16 protein-coding genes are annotated in these 19,802 nt (G+C 35.6%); 7 read left to right on the top strand and 9 right to left on the bottom strand.

What is annotated here, in order from left to right:
• Positions 1-337 precede the first annotated feature (337 nt).
• The 6 genes from OGZ34_RS16825 to OGZ34_RS16800 all read left to right on the top strand — a co-directional run bounded on the left by OGZ34_RS16825 (position 338) and on the right by OGZ34_RS16800 (position 7,979).
• Complete coding sequence (locus OGZ34_RS16825; RefSeq protein ID WP_263360996.1) at positions 338-1,897, top strand: peroxidase, FMP-type; 1,560 nt, start codon at positions 338-340, stop codon at positions 1,895-1,897.
• A 266-nt stretch (positions 1,898-2,163) separates the two neighbouring features.
• Positions 2,164-3,207: a tetratricopeptide repeat protein gene (locus tag OGZ34_RS16820; RefSeq protein WP_263360995.1), complete on the top strand. Its 1,044-nt coding sequence runs from the start codon at positions 2,164-2,166 to the stop codon at positions 3,205-3,207.
• 292 nt (positions 3,208-3,499) lie between these two features.
• Positions 3,500-3,937, top strand: coding sequence for a hypothetical protein (locus OGZ34_RS16815; RefSeq protein WP_263360994.1), 438 nt, complete (start codon positions 3,500-3,502; stop codon positions 3,935-3,937).
• Between the two features lie 105 nt (positions 3,938-4,042).
• Positions 4,043-4,606 (top strand): helix-turn-helix domain-containing protein, encoded by a 564-nt coding sequence (locus tag OGZ34_RS16810; RefSeq protein ID WP_263360993.1) that lies wholly within the window; start codon positions 4,043-4,045, stop codon positions 4,604-4,606.
• A gap of 88 nt (positions 4,607-4,694) precedes the next feature.
• A complete protein-coding gene (locus OGZ34_RS16805; RefSeq protein WP_263360992.1) occupies positions 4,695-7,115 on the top strand; it encodes a heavy metal translocating P-type ATPase in 2,421 nt (806 codons plus the stop codon).
• 642 nt (positions 7,116-7,757) lie between these two features.
• Complete coding sequence (locus tag OGZ34_RS16800) at positions 7,758-7,979, top strand: heavy-metal-associated domain-containing protein (RefSeq protein WP_263360991.1); 222 nt, start codon at positions 7,758-7,760, stop codon at positions 7,977-7,979.
• A gap of 103 nt (positions 7,980-8,082) precedes the next feature.
• Here the strand turns inward: OGZ34_RS16800 and OGZ34_RS16795 are convergent, their stop codons facing one another.
• The 5 genes from OGZ34_RS16795 to OGZ34_RS16775 form a co-directional block, all read right to left on the bottom strand.
• Positions 8,083-8,520, bottom strand: coding sequence for a hypothetical protein (locus tag OGZ34_RS16795; RefSeq protein ID WP_396192217.1), 438 nt, complete (start codon positions 8,518-8,520; stop codon positions 8,083-8,085).
• 2 nt (positions 8,521-8,522) lie between these two features.
• Positions 8,523-9,611 carry an efflux RND transporter periplasmic adaptor subunit gene (locus tag OGZ34_RS16790; protein ID WP_263360990.1) on the bottom strand — a complete coding sequence of 363 codons (1,089 nt, stop codon included), beginning with the start codon at positions 9,609-9,611 and terminating at the stop codon, positions 8,523-8,525.
• 3 nt (positions 9,612-9,614) lie between these two features.
• The gene (locus OGZ34_RS16785; protein ID WP_263360989.1) at positions 9,615-12,761 is read right to left on the bottom strand and encodes an efflux RND transporter permease subunit; all 3,147 of its coding nucleotides are present in this window, start codon (positions 12,759-12,761) and stop codon (positions 9,615-9,617) included.
• 10 nt (positions 12,762-12,771) lie between these two features.
• Positions 12,772-14,157: a TolC family protein gene (locus OGZ34_RS16780; RefSeq protein ID WP_263360988.1), complete on the bottom strand. Its 1,386-nt coding sequence runs from the start codon at positions 14,155-14,157 to the stop codon at positions 12,772-12,774.
• A 77-nt stretch (positions 14,158-14,234) separates the two neighbouring features.
• Positions 14,235-14,639, bottom strand: a complete 405-nt coding sequence (locus OGZ34_RS16775; RefSeq protein ID WP_173967669.1) for an HYC_CC_PP family protein — start codon at positions 14,637-14,639, stop codon at positions 14,235-14,237.
• 433 nt (positions 14,640-15,072) lie between these two features.
• Here OGZ34_RS16775 and OGZ34_RS16770 point away from each other — a divergent pair, with 433 nt between their 5' ends.
• On the top strand, positions 15,073-17,112 hold the full coding sequence (locus tag OGZ34_RS16770; protein WP_263360987.1) for a site-specific recombinase: 2,040 nt from the start codon (positions 15,073-15,075) through the stop codon (positions 17,110-17,112).
• Positions 17,113-17,324: 212 nt separating this feature from the next.
• Here OGZ34_RS16770 and OGZ34_RS16765 read toward each other — a convergent pair whose 3' ends face one another.
• The 4 genes from OGZ34_RS16765 to OGZ34_RS16750 all read right to left on the bottom strand — a co-directional run bounded on the left by OGZ34_RS16765 (position 17,325) and on the right by OGZ34_RS16750 (position 19,756).
• The gene (locus OGZ34_RS16765; protein WP_263360986.1) at positions 17,325-18,008 is read right to left on the bottom strand and encodes a hypothetical protein; all 684 of its coding nucleotides are present in this window, start codon (positions 18,006-18,008) and stop codon (positions 17,325-17,327) included.
• Between the two features lie 91 nt (positions 18,009-18,099).
• A complete protein-coding gene (locus OGZ34_RS16760; protein WP_263360985.1) occupies positions 18,100-18,303 on the bottom strand; it encodes a helix-turn-helix domain-containing protein in 204 nt (67 codons plus the stop codon).
• Positions 18,304-18,306: 3 nt separating this feature from the next.
• The gene (locus tag OGZ34_RS16755; RefSeq protein ID WP_263360984.1) at positions 18,307-18,861 is read right to left on the bottom strand and encodes a DUF2975 domain-containing protein; all 555 of its coding nucleotides are present in this window, start codon (positions 18,859-18,861) and stop codon (positions 18,307-18,309) included.
• Positions 18,862-19,078: 217 nt separating this feature from the next.
• Positions 19,079-19,756: a DUF4386 domain-containing protein gene (locus OGZ34_RS16750; RefSeq protein ID WP_263360983.1), complete on the bottom strand. Its 678-nt coding sequence runs from the start codon at positions 19,754-19,756 to the stop codon at positions 19,079-19,081.
• Positions 19,757-19,802 lie beyond the last annotated feature (46 nt).

Below are 19,802 nucleotides of genomic sequence, written 5' to 3'. Positions count from 1 at the left end.
GTTACTGTTAAACTGAAAAATGAAGAAGGACGATGTGTTTTTTCTGGTCTCCTTACCCGCAAAACAGGTATTAATACTTGTCTTCAATCGCTATAAATTAGGTTACTTTACAATCTTGTAAGAAATTAATTGGTAAAGATTTAATCCCTTAGAAATTGCCTTGGACACCTTTTGATCGGTATGATTGGGTTTTAATCTAACGGTAAATTACCCCGTATTTTACATCAAAAAATGATGGGTTTGAAAGGTTTTTACAAGATTAAAAACTTTGAGCGGATAAGAGAATGAAGGGTTAATTTTTAAATACACAAGTTATTAACGCTAAAAAAAGAATATTATGTTAAAACGTAAAGACCTTGAAGAAGGGGGAAATTTAAATCAGCTTACGGCCGATTTTGCTCAAAAGGCAAATGAAGCGGTATTTGGAGCTCTTCAGGAAGAAGAAGGAATATTGCATAAGTTAATGTCCAAGTATCAAAAAGTTCAGATTGAAGACCCGATCCGACCTTTTTATGAGGAAAACCTACAAACAATTGTAAACAATGTAGATTACGGAATTTTAAGGGTATTAGAAGGTACCTGGGTGAGCTATAACAATAACAATGAAGACCAGAGTAAGAGAAAACTAGTAGGGAGCGGGATACACACGACCATCATGCCTTCTCCAGGTACTAATGCAGGAACCATTCCTGGAAAGTACAGCTTTGAATGCGAAGAGTATATCGAAAAATTAACTTTTAACCTCGTGCCTGGAGGCGTTCGTAATCGCGGAGGTGCAAATGAGCAGTTTTGTGGAGCAGTAAAATACGAACAAAGTATTAAAAGCGTAAACAGCATACCAGGGCAGGATGCATTGCAGTATACTCCGATTCACGAAGAGAACGGTATGTATTTATGGTTGAGTGATATTTTTAATTATGCGGCAACAGATAAAACGATTAAAGAAGATCGCGGTGTACATGCAGTATCACCAAATAACAAGCACAAAGATTTATACAAAAACGGATATCAGGACGAAACTCTTTTTCTAATCAAGAACGATCAGGGGAAGAAAGAATATGTAACGCTGGAAAACTTAAACGGACGCAAATATTATGAGATTATTGCTTCTAAAGAATTAAAAGCAGGAGCGGGTCAGACCGGACCATATTTTATACCCGATTATTCGATCTCCCGAAGCGGCGTAATTCCACATGGAAGTACAATCACGTTGTTAGGCGATTTAACTCCCGGTAAAAAAGGCTATTTAGTTAAAGGAGCGCCGGAGTTTCCTGAAGGATTTGCGGCTTGGGACTATAATCATCTCTCTATTTCTAGAACAATGGGGGGAGCTGGTGCAAGTAAAGAGCCTATAAATCTTGACGCACCGCCACCGCCTTGGGTATTTGAGGAATTAAACGATGTAAATGATGAAGGTGAAAATAAAATCTACACCCAGCGAATACTGGCAAATCATTTGTATCCGTATTCTGTAAGACCGGATTTACGTCTTCGTGATACGTTGAAAGGAGAAAAAGAGGTAAGAAACCACGTACTGATCGAATTGTCATCCAAAAATAAAACGGGAGCGCAAGGAGGGATATTAAATGTTCCGTTTGTAAATCGTTTTGTTCCTACGGTCGAAATGAACATGAGAATGTGGGTAGAAACAATTTTTGAAAATGATAAAGAAATTCTTCAGCTGCAATACGAGCAAGTTATATTTTTCGAATTTGATTTCGGAGATGATGGAGGCACTACAAGCTGGCCACACATTCAGGTCAATACACTTCGCAAAATGGAAGATGTTTCTCCTGATCAGAAACGTTTAATAGAAGAGCAATTCCCGGGAAGTTATAAAGCCGGATCATCGGGAGCTTCAGGCACTGCTTCGGAATGTCCTTATAAGAAAGAATAAACAACAATCTTTTAAACTGCCCCAAAAAAAGTTAAATACTATTTTGGGGTATTTTATGGAAAGAAAAACAATTACGAGTTTAAAGCTTACTATGTAAAAAAGTTCTAATTCAGAGTTTAAGTTCAGAATCAGTTTTGAAGTTTTGGTTTGGGACCTGACAAATTAAGCAGTAAGTTTATCATTTAAAAGAGACTTATTAAAAAAGCGGTTATTAATATTGGATTACTTAAAAGAATAACGGCAAAAGCTATGGATGCGATTACAAAATGAAAAAACTTTTTCTTATTATAATTATATTTTTTTTTAATAATAATTATGGACAAATTAAGCTTTCAGAAATACAAGGATATTGGGTAAAGAGCAAAGCAGAAATGAAAGATGGGAGTGATCTTTTAGACGAATTTGTCGATGACTTTAGTTATGCGGAGTATAGGATTGGTCAAAATAGATTGTGTATGAATTCAAACCCAGTTCATCGCACGAGAGAGAGTTGCTTCTCTTTTATTTTGATAGATAACTTAATAAAGACATCTCAATATTCAGGATTTATCATTGAAAAAGTAACCAATGATACTTTAATTTTATCTGAAAAAATTGATGGATTGGAAGATGCTAAACTCAAGAGATTATATTTTATCAAACAAGAAGTGTTAATTTCCAAATTTAAAGAAGAAAATTTAGGTGATAAAAGTATAATTGCTTCAAAATTATTCACACCAAAAAGCAATGGAACTATTGAACTTGATTTGAATAAAGCATTTAAAAACAATTATTCGAATTTTGAATTAGTAGGGAGTTTTAAAATTTATCCTGCACAAAAAAAAATAAAGACTGAAATAACATTTTCAACACAAAATGATTCATCAAGGATAAGAATAGTAAAACGAGTTATTGATGGTTCCTTTAAAAAATGGAATCTCATAGATTTTCAGGATTATGAATCTATTGAGATTCCATTTGTGCTAAAAAGTGAAATCACAAAGAGTTTTAGGGGAATTTCAGTAATATTTCTTACAGATGATTTAACTGAATTTGATCGGTTATATGGGATAAGTATGGATGATCTTAAAAGGTCTTCGGATTGTTTTAATAAAGGATTGATTGCTTATCAGGAAAAGAGGTATCCAGAGTCTATTGTTTATTTTACAGAATCATATAGATCTAATCCCAAAAACATAGACGCCTTGTATAATAAAGCAATTGCATATTTTGAATCTGGAGATAAGAAAAATGCCTGTCAAGTATGGTTAGAACTCTCTATATTAGGTCAGGTAGATGCGAAAAAAATATTTTTGGAGAATTGCAATTGATAGAATAATGATAATTTTAGAACAATTTGTATGTTCGTCCGTTTTCCAAAACGTTTTGTATAAAAATTGATGTAATAAAATATTGAATATATATGGAAGAATAAAAAGGAAAACCGTATTTGGTTAATAATTTTTTTGAGTTGTTATGCTTATAAAAATCAAGTATAAATACTTGATTTTTATGTTTTTGGGTTTGGTATATTTGATTTGTTTTTTACTCCGTGATTTCAGTGTTAACAGCTGATAGTGATAAGTTTAAAGGTAGAGATTAACCAATTAACAATTATTTATTATGGTAAAAGTATACGCAGTTGATGAAGCAGATTATCAGGCTGACTTTATGATTTATGAAAATTATATCAAATTTACAGCTGAGCTACTTCGGCTTTCTTTATTGGCCATTGCAGGGTTTGGGGCACTTTTCATTGCGAAAATAAAAAATGAAGGATTAGCTCCTAAATTAGATTACTCTGAATTTATTGTAGCCTTAGTATTTTTTGTTATTTGTTCAGGCGCTTGTCTGTGTCACAGGTATTTTGCCACAGACGTGATGAGTTGGTTTATTTGTTTATTGCGCGCTCAGAACAATGGAAATGCGGCTAAAGCTGCTGAAGAAGAAAAGGGTTTGCATCGAACATTATTGTTTTCGAGAATCTTTTTAATTCTCAGCGAAATTTCATTTGGATTGGGAGTGATTTTTTTCTTTATCGCAATTTATAATCTTCTTTAATCTGTTGAGTAAAATTTGTTAGATCTTCTGATTGTATGATTAATTGAATTTTAGTGCTAAGTTTGTAAATACATACTGAATTAAAAATTCTGATCAAACGAGATTATGAGTACATTATTTGTTAAAAACATGGTTTGTAACCGTTGTATTATGGTAGTTCAAAACGAACTCGAAAAACTCGGTTTGGACTTTACCAATATTAAGCTGGGAGAAGTTACACTGACAAGAGAACTAAACCAAGAGGAAAGAAACTTACTGGAGGGAGCACTGGTTCCGCTAGGATTTGAAGTCATAGATGATAAAAAGAGCAGAATCATCGAAAAGATAAAAAACATCATTATTGACCTGGTACATCATCAGGATAATGATACCAAAAACAACCTGTCTGATATCCTGAGCGAGAAAATCAATCATGACTACAACTACCTTTCAAATTTGTTTTCTGAGGTAGAAGGTACTACCATAGAAAAGTACTTTATAGCACAAAAAATCGAAAAAATAAAAGAGCTTTTGGTCTACGATGAGTTATCACTTAGCGAGATAGCTTTACGCTTAAACTATTCAAGTGTTGCTTATCTGAGCAATCAGTTTAAAAAAGTAACCGGATTAACACCAAGCCACTTCAAACAAATTCGGACAGAGAAAAGAAAACCTTTAGATGAGGTCTAAGTAAATTTTACAAATCAAATCCATAATTCCACAATAGAATTCAGTGCTATTGTTGCCAACTTTGCAGGTATAATAAAAGAAGCGAATTATGGCAACAAATTATAATAGTAAGGAAACAATTTACATTCCGTTGGAAGATGTAGAGAGCGAGCACTGTGCATTAATCGTAGAGAAAGGATTAGCCGAAGTTAAAGGCGTTGAAACCCACAAAGTAGAAGTCAACAACCGCAGGGCTGCTATTACGGTTAAAGATAATGAAACTGTTGGTAATGCCGTAAAGGCGATAAAAGACCTGGGATATGGTGTGCCAACAGTTAAAAATACATTCCCAGTTTTAGGAATGACTTGTGCCTCTTGTGCAGGAAGTGCAGAAAGTATCGTATCTTATGAATTGGGAGTAGTAGATGCATCGGTAAACTTTGCAACAGGAAATCTTACAGTAGAGTATCTTCCCAATCTTACAGATGCTTCTAAACTTCAAAAAGCTGTTCAGGCCGTTGGTTATAATTTACTCATTTTAGAGGAATCGAAACAACAGGAGTCTTTAGAGGCTATTCATGCAGAGAAATTCAAAAAACTAAAAAACAAAACCATCTGGGCTGTTTTACTGTCGTTACCAGTAGTAGTGATAGGAATGTTCTTTATGGATATGCCTTATGCCAATGAGATCATGTGGCTGTTTTCTACGCCCGTAATTCTATGGCTGGGTAAAGATTTCTTTGTAAATGCATGGAAACAAACAAAACATCGTTCGGCAAATATGGATACATTAGTGGCTTTGAGTACAGGAATTGCCTATTTGTTTAGTGTGTTTAATATGTTATTCATGGATTTCTGGCACCAACGCGGACTACATGCCCACGTATATTTTGAAGCAGCGGCAGTCGTCATTGCATTTATTCTTCTGGGTAAATTATTAGAAGAAAAAGCCAAAGGTAATACTTCATCAGCCATCAAAAAGTTAATGGGTTTACAGCCCAAAACCGTGATGGTTATTCAGCCCGACGGTACAGAAAAACAAGTGGCTATTGAAGAGGTAAATGTCGGAGCTATCATTCTGGTAAAACCAGGTGAAAAAATTGCTGTCGACGGTATGGTTATTTCCGGTCATTCTTATGTGGATGAAAGTATGCTAAGCGGTGAACCGGTTCCGGTATTGAAAAAAGAAAATGAAAAAGTGTTTGCGGGAACAATTAACCAAAAAGGAAGCTTTCAGTTTAAAGCGGTTAAAGTAGGTAAAGAAACAATGCTTGCCCAAATTATCAGAATGGTGCAGGACGCGCAGGGAAGCAAAGCCCCCGTACAGAAATTAGTTGATAAGATTGCCGGTATATTTGTTCCGATAGTAATTGGTATCGCACTTCTAACTTTTATTGCCTGGATTGTTCTGGGTGGAGATAATGCTGTGGCTCAAGCGCTATTGGCTGCTGTTACAGTATTGGTTATTGCCTGCCCTTGTGCTTTAGGATTGGCTACACCAACGGCCATTATGGTAGGTGTAGGTAAAGGTGCTGAAAACGGAATATTAATTAAAGATGCTGAAAGTTTAGAACTGGCAAGAAAAGTGACTGCTATTGTACTGGACAAAACAGGAACTATTACTGAAGGAAGACCTCAAGTGACGGGTATAAAGTGGCTAGATGATGCAGATGCAACCAAAGATGTTTTGCTAAGTATTGAAAAGCAATCAGAACATCCGTTGGCAGAAGCCGTAGTAAAAAATCTGGAAGGTATACCAGCTGTAGTGCTATCCCATTTTGACAGTATTACCGGTAAAGGAGCAAAAGCCACTTACAAAGAGGAAACGTATTATGTAGGGAACAAGAAATTGTTGGCAGAGAATAATATCGTTATTGCAGATTCATTATTGAATCAGTCAGAGGAATGGGGCAAAGAATCTAAGACCGTGATTTGGTTTGCCAATAGTAAGCAGGCACTTTCGGTTATTGCAATTTCAGACAAGATCAAAGAAACATCAGTTCAGGCAATTAAAGAATTGCAGGACATGAATATTGAACTTTACATGCTGACAGGTGATAACGAAGCTACTGCAAAAGCTATCGCGGCACAAACAGGTATTAAACACTATAAGGCAGAAGTATTGCCACAACACAAAGCTGACTTTATAAAAGAATTACAACAACAAGGCAAAACAGTTGCGATGGTTGGCGATGGTATCAACGACAGTACAGCCTTGGCAACCGCCGATGTAAGTATAGCAATGGGCAAGGGGAGTGATATTGCAATGGATGTGGCTAAGATGACCATTATCTCGTCAGATCTTACTAAAATACCTCAGGCTATACGACTGTCTAAACAAACAGTAGCCACGATCAAACAAAACTTGTTTTGGGCGTTTATTTATAACCTTATTGGTATTCCGCTTGCTGCAGGAATATTGTATCCTATAAACGGGTTCTTATTGAACCCAATGATAGCCGGTGCTGCAATGGCTTTAAGCAGCGTAAGCGTGGTGAGTAACAGCCTTCGCTTAAAATGGAAAAAGTAAACTCCTTGATGCGTTTGCCCAACGGCGGTTTCAAAATTTAGAAGCCGCCGTTTTTATTTTTTATTATTATTGATTTGTAGTAATGACCTCATTTTTTTCCTTCCTTAACATTTTGGATTGGGTTAAAATGAGGTCATTTTTAGTTAATAGTAACGTCTAAAACATTGTCAATGGTTTCAGGTTTCAGATTTCAAGTTTTAAAATATATTGTTAAAGTGATGCTTAAAATAAATGGTTTTGAACTAATGGTTAACAAGAAAATGGATATTTGTAGAATGTGAGATGTGAAGTGTGAAATGTAAAATGTGAGATGTGGAAAAAGGAAAGAAGAAAGAGCAAAGAGGAAAGAGGAAAGAATAAAGAATAAAGACTATAGATTAAAGATCTGTAAAATCTGCAAAATCTGCGAGAGAAGAATTGTCGCACAAGGGATAGGCTTGTAGGGATGTAAAATGTATAATGTAAAATGTATAATGTATGATGTAGAATTAAAGTGACAGTTTTGAAACTTGAAACCTGAAACCTGAAACTTGAAATTTGGAATCAGTAAATGTCATAAATCAAACCAGAAATAGTGTATAACAGTTGAGGATTAATTAACGGAAATTTACAGTATTAAATAACGATTAAAATATCAATACCATGGAAAAGAAAGATTTTCAATTTAAAACAAACCTTAATTGCGGTGGATGTGTAGCGAAAGTGCAATCAGATCTGGATCATGCAGAAGGTATATGCGAATGGAATGTAGACACTACTAATAGCGATAAAATACTTACTGTTCAATCGGATGGTGCCACAGAGGAAGAAATAATTGCTATTATCAAGTCAAAAGGTTTTAAAGCAGAACCTTTAGTGATGTAATATCTAAAGCTTTTATTTAATGGTAAATAATTAAGGGCAGTCCAAATCATTTTGGACTGCCCTTTTTGTATTCTCATTTGAAAGTAAATCTGTTTCTCAGATCCTACTTTTTTATTCCTTGGTTTGACAGAAGAAAGTTCTGGTAATTCTCTTCCGATTCAAAGTAAGCTACATTTCCCTGTTTGTTCAATGAAACAATATAAGCCGATGCTTTATCGACTTTTGCCCCGGTATGCGGATCAATTGCTTTGCGGACACTTTCGTCACTTGGAATGCGTTCTACGCACATATTACAGCAACCATAATACATTTTTCCATCAAACGGAACTTCCATTTGTTTTTTGCCCATATGAAGGTCATTGACCATGCAGACTTCATCATTAGGTACGTGATTTCCTTTTGCAACAGCAGGAGTATCTTTTGCAGTTAATTCCTGCTGGTCTGAAATCTCATTTTTTTCTTTGTTTTCCTGATTTTTACATGAAATCATTACTATTGCCATTGCGGCGATAAGGAAACATTTACCAATTGTTTTCATCATTGTTATTTTTTAATTTTTGTTCCTTCTATTATTTCTTCGGTCGCTTTCATTAAAATAGCTTCACCCTCGTTTAATTCGCCAAATATTTCAACCTGATCCGGCAATACACGCCCTTTGGCTACCGGAATATTTTTGGTTTTCCCTTCTATAACCTGAATGACATACATTCCCATATTGCTTTCTACTAACGCTGTTTTAGGCACAAAGAATGTGGCCTCATTGGCTTGTAGCGAAAGCATAGCTTCTACCACCATTAAAGGTTTTAATTCAGGGTGTGTTTTCAGGATATCGGCTTCTATACGTTCTGAACGTAATTTGAAATCCAGTACTCCCGATTTACGTGAAATTTTTGCCTTATATTTTTTCTGTGGAAGAGACGTTACTTTAAAATGTATCGAATCTCCTAAGTTTAAATAAGGTGTATTGGCTTCCGGAATGGAGAGCGAAACACGCAGTTTTTTATTATCCTGAAGTATCAATAAAGGTTTATCCGATCCTTTACCCATTGGGCCTACATAAGAACCGGGATCAACATTTCTTTCGGCAACGATTCCGTTAAAAGGCGCTCGGATAACTAAATAGTCATTCATAACCTGTATTTCCTGATAAGCAGATTTTGCAGCCTCTAATTGTGACTGATCGGATAGTTTTCTGGCGGTAATCTGGTCTAAAGCATCTTTGGCAATAGCTCCTTTGGTTTCATTGGCCTTAAACATTCGGTCATAATTAGATTTCGTAGCAATGTATATCGCTTCCTGTGCTTTCCATTTGGATTTTGCAGCAGCCAGTTGTGCCTGAATTTCGGGTGCTTCCAGAACCATGATGACTTGCCCGGTAGTAACCGGAGAACCAATGTCGACATAGAGTTTTTTTACGTAGCTGTTTACTTTTGCATAGATAGCCGTTTCCTTGTCGGAAACCAGTTCCCCGGCAAGTTTTAATGGAACTAACGGATTGCTCTTTTTCAGGGATACCGTTTCAAAACTCTGCATCATCATCATGGGCATTGCTGCCGGTTTCATTTCTTTTTTATTTTCTGAATTGCAGGATGCAAATACAATTCCGATAAGGATATAATAGACTAATTTCATGGTTTATTTTTCTAACGTTATATAATGAATACTGTTTTCGTCTTCAGGATCTAGTGAAGGTGATTTGGTGGATGTTTTATTTTGTATCCATACAAATACCAATGGTAATAGGATCAATACACTAAACGAAGACGCGATTAATCCGCCAATTACCGCTCTTCCTAATGGAGCTACCTGATCACCGCCTTCTCCATGTCCGATAGCCATTGGAAGCATACCCGCGATCATCGCTAATGTGGTCATAATGATCGGGCGTATACGTAATGCAGCCGCCTGAACAGCCGAACTAAGGGCATCGCCATTTTGTAAACGGAGAGACTCGGCATTACTAATCAGCAAAACGGCATTCGCAATAGAAACTCCTACAGACATAATAATCCCCATATACGATTGTAAGTTCAGCGTAGAACCAGTAAGTTTCATTAAGATCAAAGAACCCAGAATTACAAATGGTACAGTTGTCAGGATAACTAAGGATACTTTAAAAGATTGAAAATTTGCCGTTAGCATTAAGAAAATAACGATTATGGCAATTAATAATCCTGTAGCCAAACTGTTCATAGTTTCTTCTAAAACAGGAACCATTCCAGAGACCTGAATATTAACTCCTTTAGGCAATTCGCCAAGTGAATCTATTGCAGCCTGTACGTCTTTTTGTGCCCTTCCTAAATCGGCATTGTGAATGTTTGCCGTAACGGGTGTGTAGCCCATGGTTCCCAAATTGTAACTTTCGCCTACTACCTTTGTTGGAGTGATCGTTGCAACATCGCCCAAAACTGGTCGGTCTGAATTTTTTCCTAACGGAACATTCATTAACTCATCTTTACTGTTTAGAATATTCTGAGGCGTTTGCACCTGAACATCGTAGGCAATTCCCATCATTCCGCCTACCCACATGTTTTTACTTGTGTAACGGGAAGAAGCTGTGATAGGTATTAAAGAACGTGCAATATCCTGCGCGTCGATCCCCAGCTGAGCAGCTCTTACTCTGTCAATATTGATTTCGAAAGCCGGATAATTTAAGGATTGCGGAATTTGCTGATCTCTTAAATAATCAATTTCTTTTAGTTTAGCCAAAAGCTTGTTGGCATACATTACATTCATTTTTTTCATCATTCCGGAGAAACGAACCTCAATAGGAGTGTTGGTTCCCTGGCTTAGAATCTTTTCTGTAAGCTCGATTGGTTCAAAAGAGAAATGAAGTTCCGGCATTTTTTCCTTCATGTGCTTACGAATTTTTTCTTTTAGTTCATTTGTATTGCCGTCAAAATCTTTCAGCGCAATTTGCATTAAGGCCTCATGTGGACCGGCATTGTACAAATAAATCGGACTTACCGCAAAAGAAGAAGGGTGCTGACCAATAAATACTGATGAGATAGCAATATGATCTTTGCCAATGATAGTTTCCAGTTCGCGTAAAACCTGTTTTATTTTTAGCTCTGTCTTCTCTATACGAGTTCCTTCGGGAGCTTTAATACGCACCTGAAACTGACTCGAATTTACGGTAGGCAATACGTCTTTACCTGTAATGTTGTACATTAAGAAGGCACTTATAGCTACTGCGATAAAGCTTACGATTAAAATAGGCTTTCGTTTGCCCATTATCGATTGTAAAAATTGTACAAAACGATTTTTGAATCTGTCGAATTTATCTTCCGTAGGTTCGTGATCTTCTTTGTTTACCATTAACCAGTTTGCCATTACCGGAACAAAGGTTTGTGATAGTATAAAAGAAAGTAACATGGAGAAACCGATGGCCAGTGCCAGTGGCATAAATAACGATCCCGGTATGCCTGTCATCATAAAGGCAGGAGCAAATACAGCAAGAATACACAAAAGGATTAACAGTTTAGGAAATGCAATTTCCCTACAGGCATCTAAGATGGCTTTAGCTTTAGTTTTACCCATGGCAAAATGCTGGTGAATATTTTCTATGGTAACTGTACTCTCATCCACCAAAATTCCAATGGCCAATGCCAGTCCGGACAATGACATGATATTGATGCTTTGTCCAAATAATTTAAGGAATAATACTCCTGAAATAATAGAGATCGGAATGGTAAGCACCACAATTAAAGCGGCTCTTCGGTCGCGTAAAAATAAGAGCACCATTAATCCGGTTAGCATCGCTCCTAAAACACCTTCTACAATTAAGCTTTTTACGGCATTGATAACATATACGGACTGATCGAATTCGTATGAAATCGTAACATCATCCGGTAAATTATTCTGAATAGCAGGAATCGCCTTTTTAAGGTTTTTTACCACATCCCAGGTGGAGGCGTTACCCGATTTTGCAATGTTAATGTAAACCGATCTGGTACCATTAATAAGGGCATAACCGGTAGTGATATCGGCTCCGTCTTTTATGGTAGCCACATCACGGATATAGATATTATCGACCCCGTTTTTAAAAATTGGAATGTTTCCAAAATCAGCTACCTCTTTTATGGTATTGTTCGTAGGAGTCAAATAATTAATATCGTCAACATATATATTACCCGAAGGCGATGTAATGTTGTTTCGGCTAATAGATTCAACAATTTGCTCAGGTGTTAACTGGTGGGTACGCAGTTTATTCGGATCGATGTTTATTTCGATCGTTCTTGGACTTCCTCCAAATGGCGGAGCGGTGGTTAATCCCGGAATTTTAATCAAAAACGGACGTGCCGTAAAGTTGGCTATATCCTGTAACTCATTGTTTGTTTTTGATTTACTTTTAAATACCAGTTGTCCAACAGGCTGAGAGGAAGCATCAAAACGAATAATGAACGGAGGCGGGGCTCCCGGAGGTAAAAATACCTGCGAACGATTGGATAGTGCATTGATTTCGGCAATCGCCTGTCCCATATCTGTACCTTCATAAAAATTAATTTTCATTAAGGTAAGTCCTTGAGTATTTTTCGTTTCAATGCTTTCGATACCACTGGTAAAAAGCATCATGTTTACATACATTTTTGTAAAATAACCTTCCATTTGCTGAGGTGTATATCCATTAAATGAATGGGCTATGTACACCACAGGAAGATTCATATCAGGTAAGATGTCGACCTTTATTTCTTTAGAAGCTTTAATCCCGAAGAATAAAAGCCCCAGCACCATCACCATAACAGAGATGGGCTTGCGCAAGGCAAAACGTATTAAATTCATAATTTCGGGTTTATTGTATCGCGTTTAGTAAAATGTTTAAATTGCCTGTCGCAGCGGCTTTAATCCATAAGGCCTGCCAGATGTTATTCTGGGCAATTTCATACTCAATTTCAGCCCTGTTGAGGGTGTAGTAAGACTGCGTTAAATCGACAATTGTGGTAAGACCATTAGTATACAAAGCAGTATGCTGACGGTAAGCATCTGTAGCAGCAATTACTTGTGTTTTTGTTTCTTCAAAATTTTCATAAGCATTTTTTAGTTTGTCACTAGCAAGTTTTTGCTGAGCAATAAGTTCCTGATTCATGTACTCATATTCGTTTTGAAGCGATTGGGTAACCAACTTTTGTTCGCGTTTTTTAGAAGACTGGCGGTAGATGTTGGTTAAGTTCCAGCTTAAGTTGATTCCAACTATATAATTGCTGCGATCTATTCCAATACCGTCTGCATAGGATTTTGAGTAAGCTGTATTGTCCTGTACATAATTCCAGTCAAAACTCGAACCGCGTCCCTGCATGACACCAAATGCCGAAATGTTTGGTAAAGCCAATACGGTTTGTAGTTTTTCCTGTTGCTCACTTTTTAAAATATCACTTCTTCGCCATTCGAGTATGGGATGTTTACTTGTTTCTGCAACAGGCTCCGAAAGAATTTCAGGTGTTTTAGTAGTAAACACGCTATCGAGTTTATAAACCTGATATTCTTCACCCAGCATTACAGCCAGTGATTTTGAATGATCCAATTCCATATCGTAGGCCTTTATTACAGCCGATTTGGCATTGGCAACTTCGGCTCTTGCCAAAGAATAATCTACTTCAGGAATCAGGCCGCTCTCTGCACGGCTTTTTGTAGTCGTTTCTACCACTTGGGCGCGTTCCAGATTTTTGTCCTGTACAAATTTAATGCGTTGGGCAGCGAGCAGGTTGAGGTAGGCAGCACCCACTTTTACCTGATGCTGAAATTTTATCTGTTCAAGATCTTTTTGTGCTACATTTTCATCAGCTTTGGCAATGGCAACCTGTGTCTTAATTTTTCCAAAAGTGAAAAGATTCCAATTGACATTGGCAAGATACAGCGATCCAAAAGCGGCATTCCAGTTTTGGTCCTGCAAAGGCATTGAGGTTGCAGCGCTGCCTAATCCGCCATAACTATACATGGGCCCGTTTTGGGCATTAATGGTACCATAACTTTGTTGTGCCATTAAAGTAAAGTCAGGTAAATACTGGCTTTTTTGATAGATGGTGTTTTCTTTTGAAGCATTGACAATGGCTTCTTTGGCTTTTATTTTTTCAAAATTTTGAATAGAGCGTTCAAGAGCATTGGGTAACGTTACCGTTTGTGCCCAGAGATTTCCGGAAACAATACAGAACATTGCCAATGCAAAATATTGCATTTTCATAGTATGTATTTAAAATTAAACAATAGAAATCGTATAACATTTGGGATAAATGCTACAGTTCGTTCAATTGCCTAAAATCAAATACGGTAGACGCAGTAAAAAATATACAGAGGGTTATTCCGTATCGGAATAAATGAGGAGAAAGAATATTCGGCTTTGTTGACTTTAGGTGAATAAGAGCCAAATACTACATCGTAAAAATGAATAGGGAGCGCAATTCCAATAAATTTAGGAACTAAATCACTGGGAGCCGTTTGGTGTACCTTTTCGGTAACTTTATGAAATTGCGCCTTATGTTTACAGCAATCTTTGCTTTTTTGCTGGTTTTTCGCAACGCATTTCGGGCAAACTTTTCCAACCGGAATATCACCAAAAAGATTGGTTTCCTGTTGTACTCCTTTACAAAAATGAGTTATCGTAGTAAAGCCTGACGACAATACCAGATAAAAAACCGAAAGAAGTATTAAAAGTGCTTTTCTCATAATCAGTTGCAAAGGTTGCTTTATTATGTCATATAACTGTTGTAAAATTTTGGCTGAATTTTGCAAAATTTATAAATCTTAGGTTGGTAGAGAACTTCAGGTTTTGTTACCGTAAAATAGAATGTAAATCACTTTATTTGAAATAATGTTTAAGCGAAAAAATAGAAATTTATATTCCTCTGATCCTTTCCACATTCGATAAAGAAATAAAATTAGAATTAAACACGAAAGATGATATTCTAGTGTCAGATCGTTCCAAGGTAAAATCAGAAATGCGGTCAGAGTTAAAATTCTACCTCAAAACAATATCATGAGTATACTTTAAGATAAAATTAAAATGATAATAATTCCTAAGCAGTATATTGCAGTATGGAAATAAATTACTTTTTTTCGTGTCAGCTGAAAAAGACGGTAATAATTAAACGGGATTAGAATGAAATTGAGAAGAAAATCAAAAATGACATTAGAAGACTATTTTGAAAAAAACTTTAATAACGAACAGTTATGGAAATCTAAGCATGAAAATGTAGAATTACTGGTGCAACTGGTAAATTTGATTCGGCCTAAGGATCCAAAAACAATTACTCTGGTTGATCTTTCGGAACTCATTAATCTGCTTCAGGAAAATTCGAATTATCGCAATGGGCTGATGGACTGTATCAACGCTCATTTAGAAAAGAAGAAATTCAATAAGATCCTTTCGGATGCAGGGATTCTTCAGGATGCTAATTTCTTTTTTGAAGTACGCAAGAGGATTTTTGCTAAATTAATTCCTGAGCAACCGGAAAAAGACACCTTACAATTTATCTTGAATCAGGTGTTTTTTGTCAATACCGACCCAATATGGGTTAAGAAAATACCTAAGAAACAAATAGTAAAGTTATTTTCGTTATTAGAATTCCAAACAATTTACGGATTAGAAACAGAGAGATCATCGCTTACCGAACTAGCTTTTGCAATGGAAGTTATTACTTACCGTATTTGTGGATGTGCGATGGAAACAGATGTAATCCAGATGGTACCCGAATATGAAAATTATGAAAGTCCGTTCCTTGCTTTTCAACGCGAATTACTGCTTATAAATGAGAGATTACTCGAATCTCCTAAAAATTGTATTGTTGAAGATGATTTAGGGTATAAACAATTGTTGATCTTGCACAAACAATGCACAGATTATATAGAAACGGCCTTCAGGAACAGTAATAAATTTGGTATCTCATTGCGAGTGAATCAAAGTCTGTTGCGAATCCGCCAACAACTCCAACGCCTGAAAGCATTATTACCACTTTTGATTCAGGGCAAAGAAGAAACTGCTAAGAAAAATACAATTTCGCTCGCCTATAAACTCATTAAATACAATTGCGATAAAAACAATATTCAGAAACTAATTAACGAAAGTACCCAACTGCTATCTTACGAAATAACGCAGCATACGGCCAATACAGGAGAACATTATATCACTAATGGTCGAAAAGAATATTACAAAATGTTATACTCTGCGGCTGGGGGAGGTTTTATAGTGGGAATACTATGTATCATAAAACTTTTACTGGGTAAAGTAGAAACCAGCGGATTTGGACATGTCTTTTTGTACAGCATGAACTATTCTATAGGTTTTATTATAATTTACATCCTTGGATTTACATTGGCAACAAAGCAACCGGCAATGACAGCTTCTGCTTTGGTTAGAGCGCTGCAGGAAGGATTTAAACAAAAAACGCAGGAAAAGATAGATTATAAGTATAAAGAATTTGCCATATTTTTTGCCAGGGTATTTCGTTCGCAATTTATTGCTTTTGTAGGGAATGTAATTATTGCCTTTCCGGTTTCATTACTCGGAATCTGGCTTATCGATGAAACGTTTCATTATAACATCGCAAAAGAAAAGTGGCCAACTTTAATCAATGATTTGAATCCAATTTATTCTGCGGCGATTTTCCATGCTGCGATAGCTGGAGTCTTTTTATTTTTATCAGGTATTATTGCGGGTAGTATTGCCAATCGTGATAAACATAATCATATTTACTATCGTATTCAGGAACATCCGTTACTCAAATTGAGTTTAGGAAAAAATCTGACTAAGAAACTGGCGAAATTATATGAAAACAAGTGGGCAGGAATCATTTCCAATTTTTGGTTTGGTGTTTTTATGGGAAGTACAGCCTTCATTGGAATTTTCTTCGGATTAAACATTGATATCAGACATATTACTTTTGCAAGTGGGAATTTTGCAATGGCTTTGTATGGTGCTGACTTCGGCGTAACCAAATGGATGTTTTTGTGGTCAATTATAGGTATTGGGCTTATTGGTTTAGTTAATTTTATGGTTAGTTTTAGCTTATCACTAGGGCTTGCATTTCGTTCCCGAAACATTCCGCTTTTAGAGTTAAGACTCGTGGCGGGAGCAATTTTCAGGTATTTTTTAAATAAACCATCACATTTCTTTTTTCCTCCAAAAAACAATACACCATAGTATTATTTACAATCAGGAAGGACTCAGGTAAAAGAAGCAGCAATTCTTTTGTTCACTTTTCGAATCATCTGTACTACTGCAGAAAAAGTACCTGTAAAGCATCTATTTTGATGACATATAAAGATTAGTTTTTGTTTTACTTGAGTCATTTCTTTGATTGTGTTTTCCTTATGAAATGATTTTAAGTATTTTGGGTATATTTTAGTTTAAATCTATTCTATTTTTTTTAGTTCGTTTCTTGCGTCATTTTTAAACTTATTAAATACCGTTATGCTTACTTTCAAGTTTGATTCCATTTGGTTAAATGCATTATCAATTTTTTCGGCGGAAAAGTATTGAGAAGCTAAAGCATTGTATTCTTTTATAAATTCAGCGTACTTATCTTTAGATTTTTTTAGAAAAGCGGTTTTATATTCATCCGTATTTTTTCCTTTTGATTCGTGGCCTGTAAAGGGATCCATTATTTTCGATTTCCAGACCAGATTCCATGGTGCAGTAAAAAGGAATGGATTTTTTGTACGCCCAAATATATGAGTGACCTGATAGTTGCTTATTTTTTTACTTTTTGCATTATCTTTTTTTATCGTTTTTGAAAAGCCAGTGATTTTTTGTAACAATTGGGTTGGTTTTGCATTGTTGGTTGAATCTTTCTTTATTTTGCCATTTCCCAATAAGATTTCGTATAATTCTTTGTATAAATCGGTAGCATGAGCATCCCTTCCGTAACCGCGAATATAAACCTGTTTATCATTGGTAACCGAATCGATTAAATCTTTCCATTCTGTCTTAATTTTATCAGAGTCCGGATAAATAGTATCCATTTCAACTCCAAAGCTTATGATTTCCTTGAATTCTATATTAAAATGTTCAAAAAATCGGGTATAAGAATCTCTCATTTTGTGTTTAAGTTAATTTCGTTTCTTGACTGCTTTCAGCTTTTTTATCTCTTGATTTTGCATTTTTTACATGATTTTCGAGTTAGTTTTTTCAATTCTTGAACTCTAGAATATCTCCAGGTTGGCACTCTAGTACTTTACAAATGGCCTCGAGAGTACTAAATCTTATAGCTTTTGCCTTTCCGGTTTTTAATATGGAAAGGTTAGATAAGGTTAAATCTACTTTTTCGGAAAGTTCGTTTAATGACATTTTTCGTTTTGCCATCATCACATCTAAGTTTACAATTATTGCCATAGCTTATATTGTTAATTCGTTTTCTTCTTGTAATTCGATTCCTTTTTTGAAAATATAAGCTACAACAAACAGTATTACACCCATGAATAACCAAACGTCAGAACCGGCAATTTGTAGTTGCTGAATGTCTTGTAGTTTAAGACCGCTATTGGATAAATTGTTTACCAGTTCTATTCCCCATGAAGAGAATAAACCAATGCCCAACGATATATAAGCCAGTGTCAGTATAAAATTCCTGAATAAGTTATTAAACGGTGCCGCAATGTTGAGGTTTTTGTTTAGAAAAATTTTTATAATGCAATAAAACAATATTGCTTTTAATGAAGCAGCAATAATGATAATACTGCTAAGTGTTATGTATTGGCTCTGATTATATTGGTACAATTCAGTTAAATCAACTGATTTCCAAAATTTAGCCGCATCATTGGGATTTAGCGTTAGGGTAGCAACTGTTTTTGTCAGTATTCCAACCGCTTCGATGCATAATCCAACAAAAATAATCCATGAAAGTACGTGTAATACTTTCAGTATGGTTTGGGTACTAATTTTAATTTCCATAACATTAAGTTTAAAAGTTTTATGTGAAAGTAATGAATATTTATTGATAAACAATAAAATTATACTGAAAAATAATCAATTTTGTAAAAGATATTTCTAAAGACGAGTAAAATCAAGGCTTTTGAAACGAAAAAAATCCTCAACTATTTTACAGTTGAGGATATAGTATTTATACAAGTTTTCTTTTAATGCCGTTTCGTATATTTCATGGACCAAATTATTTCTCTTTTACACCAAAAACTAATAACCACAAACAAATTCCAATTTCACCAAATGTGGCAGGCATACTTATATATTTAGAAATTCCAAGTGTTGAATAATCTGAAATCAAAGTATTACCTAAAAAGTTGATTAAATATCCAAAACACCCCATCATTAATAAAATCCCGAAAAATTTAGGTAAAAATCCGGATTTGTAGACCAAATAGCCAAAAGGGAATAGCCAAAGCCCCGAAAAGATATGTACTATTCGCATGCCGTTATCGTATTGATTGAGATTTAGCATAACCTGCGATTTGATTTGCTCCAATGATAAACCAAGACTATTATCTGTTAATAGAGAAAGCACATTAAATTGATTCTGAGCATTCAAAAAGTAAACAGGTACACTTAAAATAGCTAAAAGCGCCATCGTTTTGGCATAACTTTTATCAACCGGTTCAAATAGTTTGTAAAGCTGTAGGACCAAGAAAAAGAAGAAGAGGTAACAAGACAATCCGGCTACAATTCCAAATCTAAAAAGCGATTCAGCGGCTTTGATATTATTGTGTGTTGCGGTTAAATTATCCCAGACAATAAGTTTAGAGGGGACATAAGCTAAACTGAATATTCCTGTCAGGACTACTGCTAAATAGAGTAGACCTGCAATTCGGGCTGTTTTTTTAGGTGTCTTCATTTGGTTTTGGATTTAAAATAAGACGCCAATAAGTTGATTCTGTTAC

It is taken from the genome of Flavobacterium collinsii (genome assembly GCF_946903285.1).
Taxonomy (GTDB): Bacteria; Bacteroidota; Bacteroidia; order Flavobacteriales; family Flavobacteriaceae; genus Flavobacterium; species Flavobacterium collinsii.
The sequence above is the reverse complement of the archived record's forward strand: the minus strand, read 5'-3'. Positions and strand labels throughout refer to the sequence as shown.

Coding starts and splice junctions, on each gene's coding strand:
- OGZ34_RS16825 (WP_263360996.1), top strand. CDS start 338: ATGTTAAAACGTAAAGACCTTGAAGAAGGGGGAAATTTAAATCAGCTT.
- OGZ34_RS16820 (WP_263360995.1), top strand. CDS start 2,164: ATGAAAAAACTTTTTCTTATTATAATTATATTTTTTTTTAATAATAAT.
- OGZ34_RS16815 (WP_263360994.1), top strand. CDS start 3,500: ATGGTAAAAGTATACGCAGTTGATGAAGCAGATTATCAGGCTGACTTT.
- OGZ34_RS16810 (WP_263360993.1), top strand. CDS start 4,043: ATGAGTACATTATTTGTTAAAAACATGGTTTGTAACCGTTGTATTATG.
- OGZ34_RS16805 (WP_263360992.1), top strand. CDS start 4,695: ATGGCAACAAATTATAATAGTAAGGAAACAATTTACATTCCGTTGGAA.
- OGZ34_RS16800 (WP_263360991.1), top strand. CDS start 7,758: ATGGAAAAGAAAGATTTTCAATTTAAAACAAACCTTAATTGCGGTGGA.
- OGZ34_RS16795 (WP_396192217.1), bottom strand. CDS start 8,520: ATGATGAAAACAATTGGTAAATGTTTCCTTATCGCCGCAATGGCAATA.
- OGZ34_RS16790 (WP_263360990.1), bottom strand. CDS start 9,611: ATGAAATTAGTCTATTATATCCTTATCGGAATTGTATTTGCATCCTGC.
- OGZ34_RS16785 (WP_263360989.1), bottom strand. CDS start 12,761: ATGAATTTAATACGTTTTGCCTTGCGCAAGCCCATCTCTGTTATGGTG.
- OGZ34_RS16780 (WP_263360988.1), bottom strand. CDS start 14,157: ATGAAAATGCAATATTTTGCATTGGCAATGTTCTGTATTGTTTCCGGA.
- OGZ34_RS16775 (WP_173967669.1), bottom strand. CDS start 14,639: ATGAGAAAAGCACTTTTAATACTTCTTTCGGTTTTTTATCTGGTATTG.
- OGZ34_RS16770 (WP_263360987.1), top strand. CDS start 15,073: ATGAAATTGAGAAGAAAATCAAAAATGACATTAGAAGACTATTTTGAA.
- OGZ34_RS16765 (WP_263360986.1), bottom strand. CDS start 18,008: ATGAGAGATTCTTATACCCGATTTTTTGAACATTTTAATATAGAATTC.
- OGZ34_RS16760 (WP_263360985.1), bottom strand. CDS start 18,303: ATGGCAATAATTGTAAACTTAGATGTGATGATGGCAAAACGAAAAATG.
- OGZ34_RS16755 (WP_263360984.1), bottom strand. CDS start 18,861: ATGGAAATTAAAATTAGTACCCAAACCATACTGAAAGTATTACACGTA.
- OGZ34_RS16750 (WP_263360983.1), bottom strand. CDS start 19,756: ATGAAGACACCTAAAAAAACAGCCCGAATTGCAGGTCTACTCTATTTA.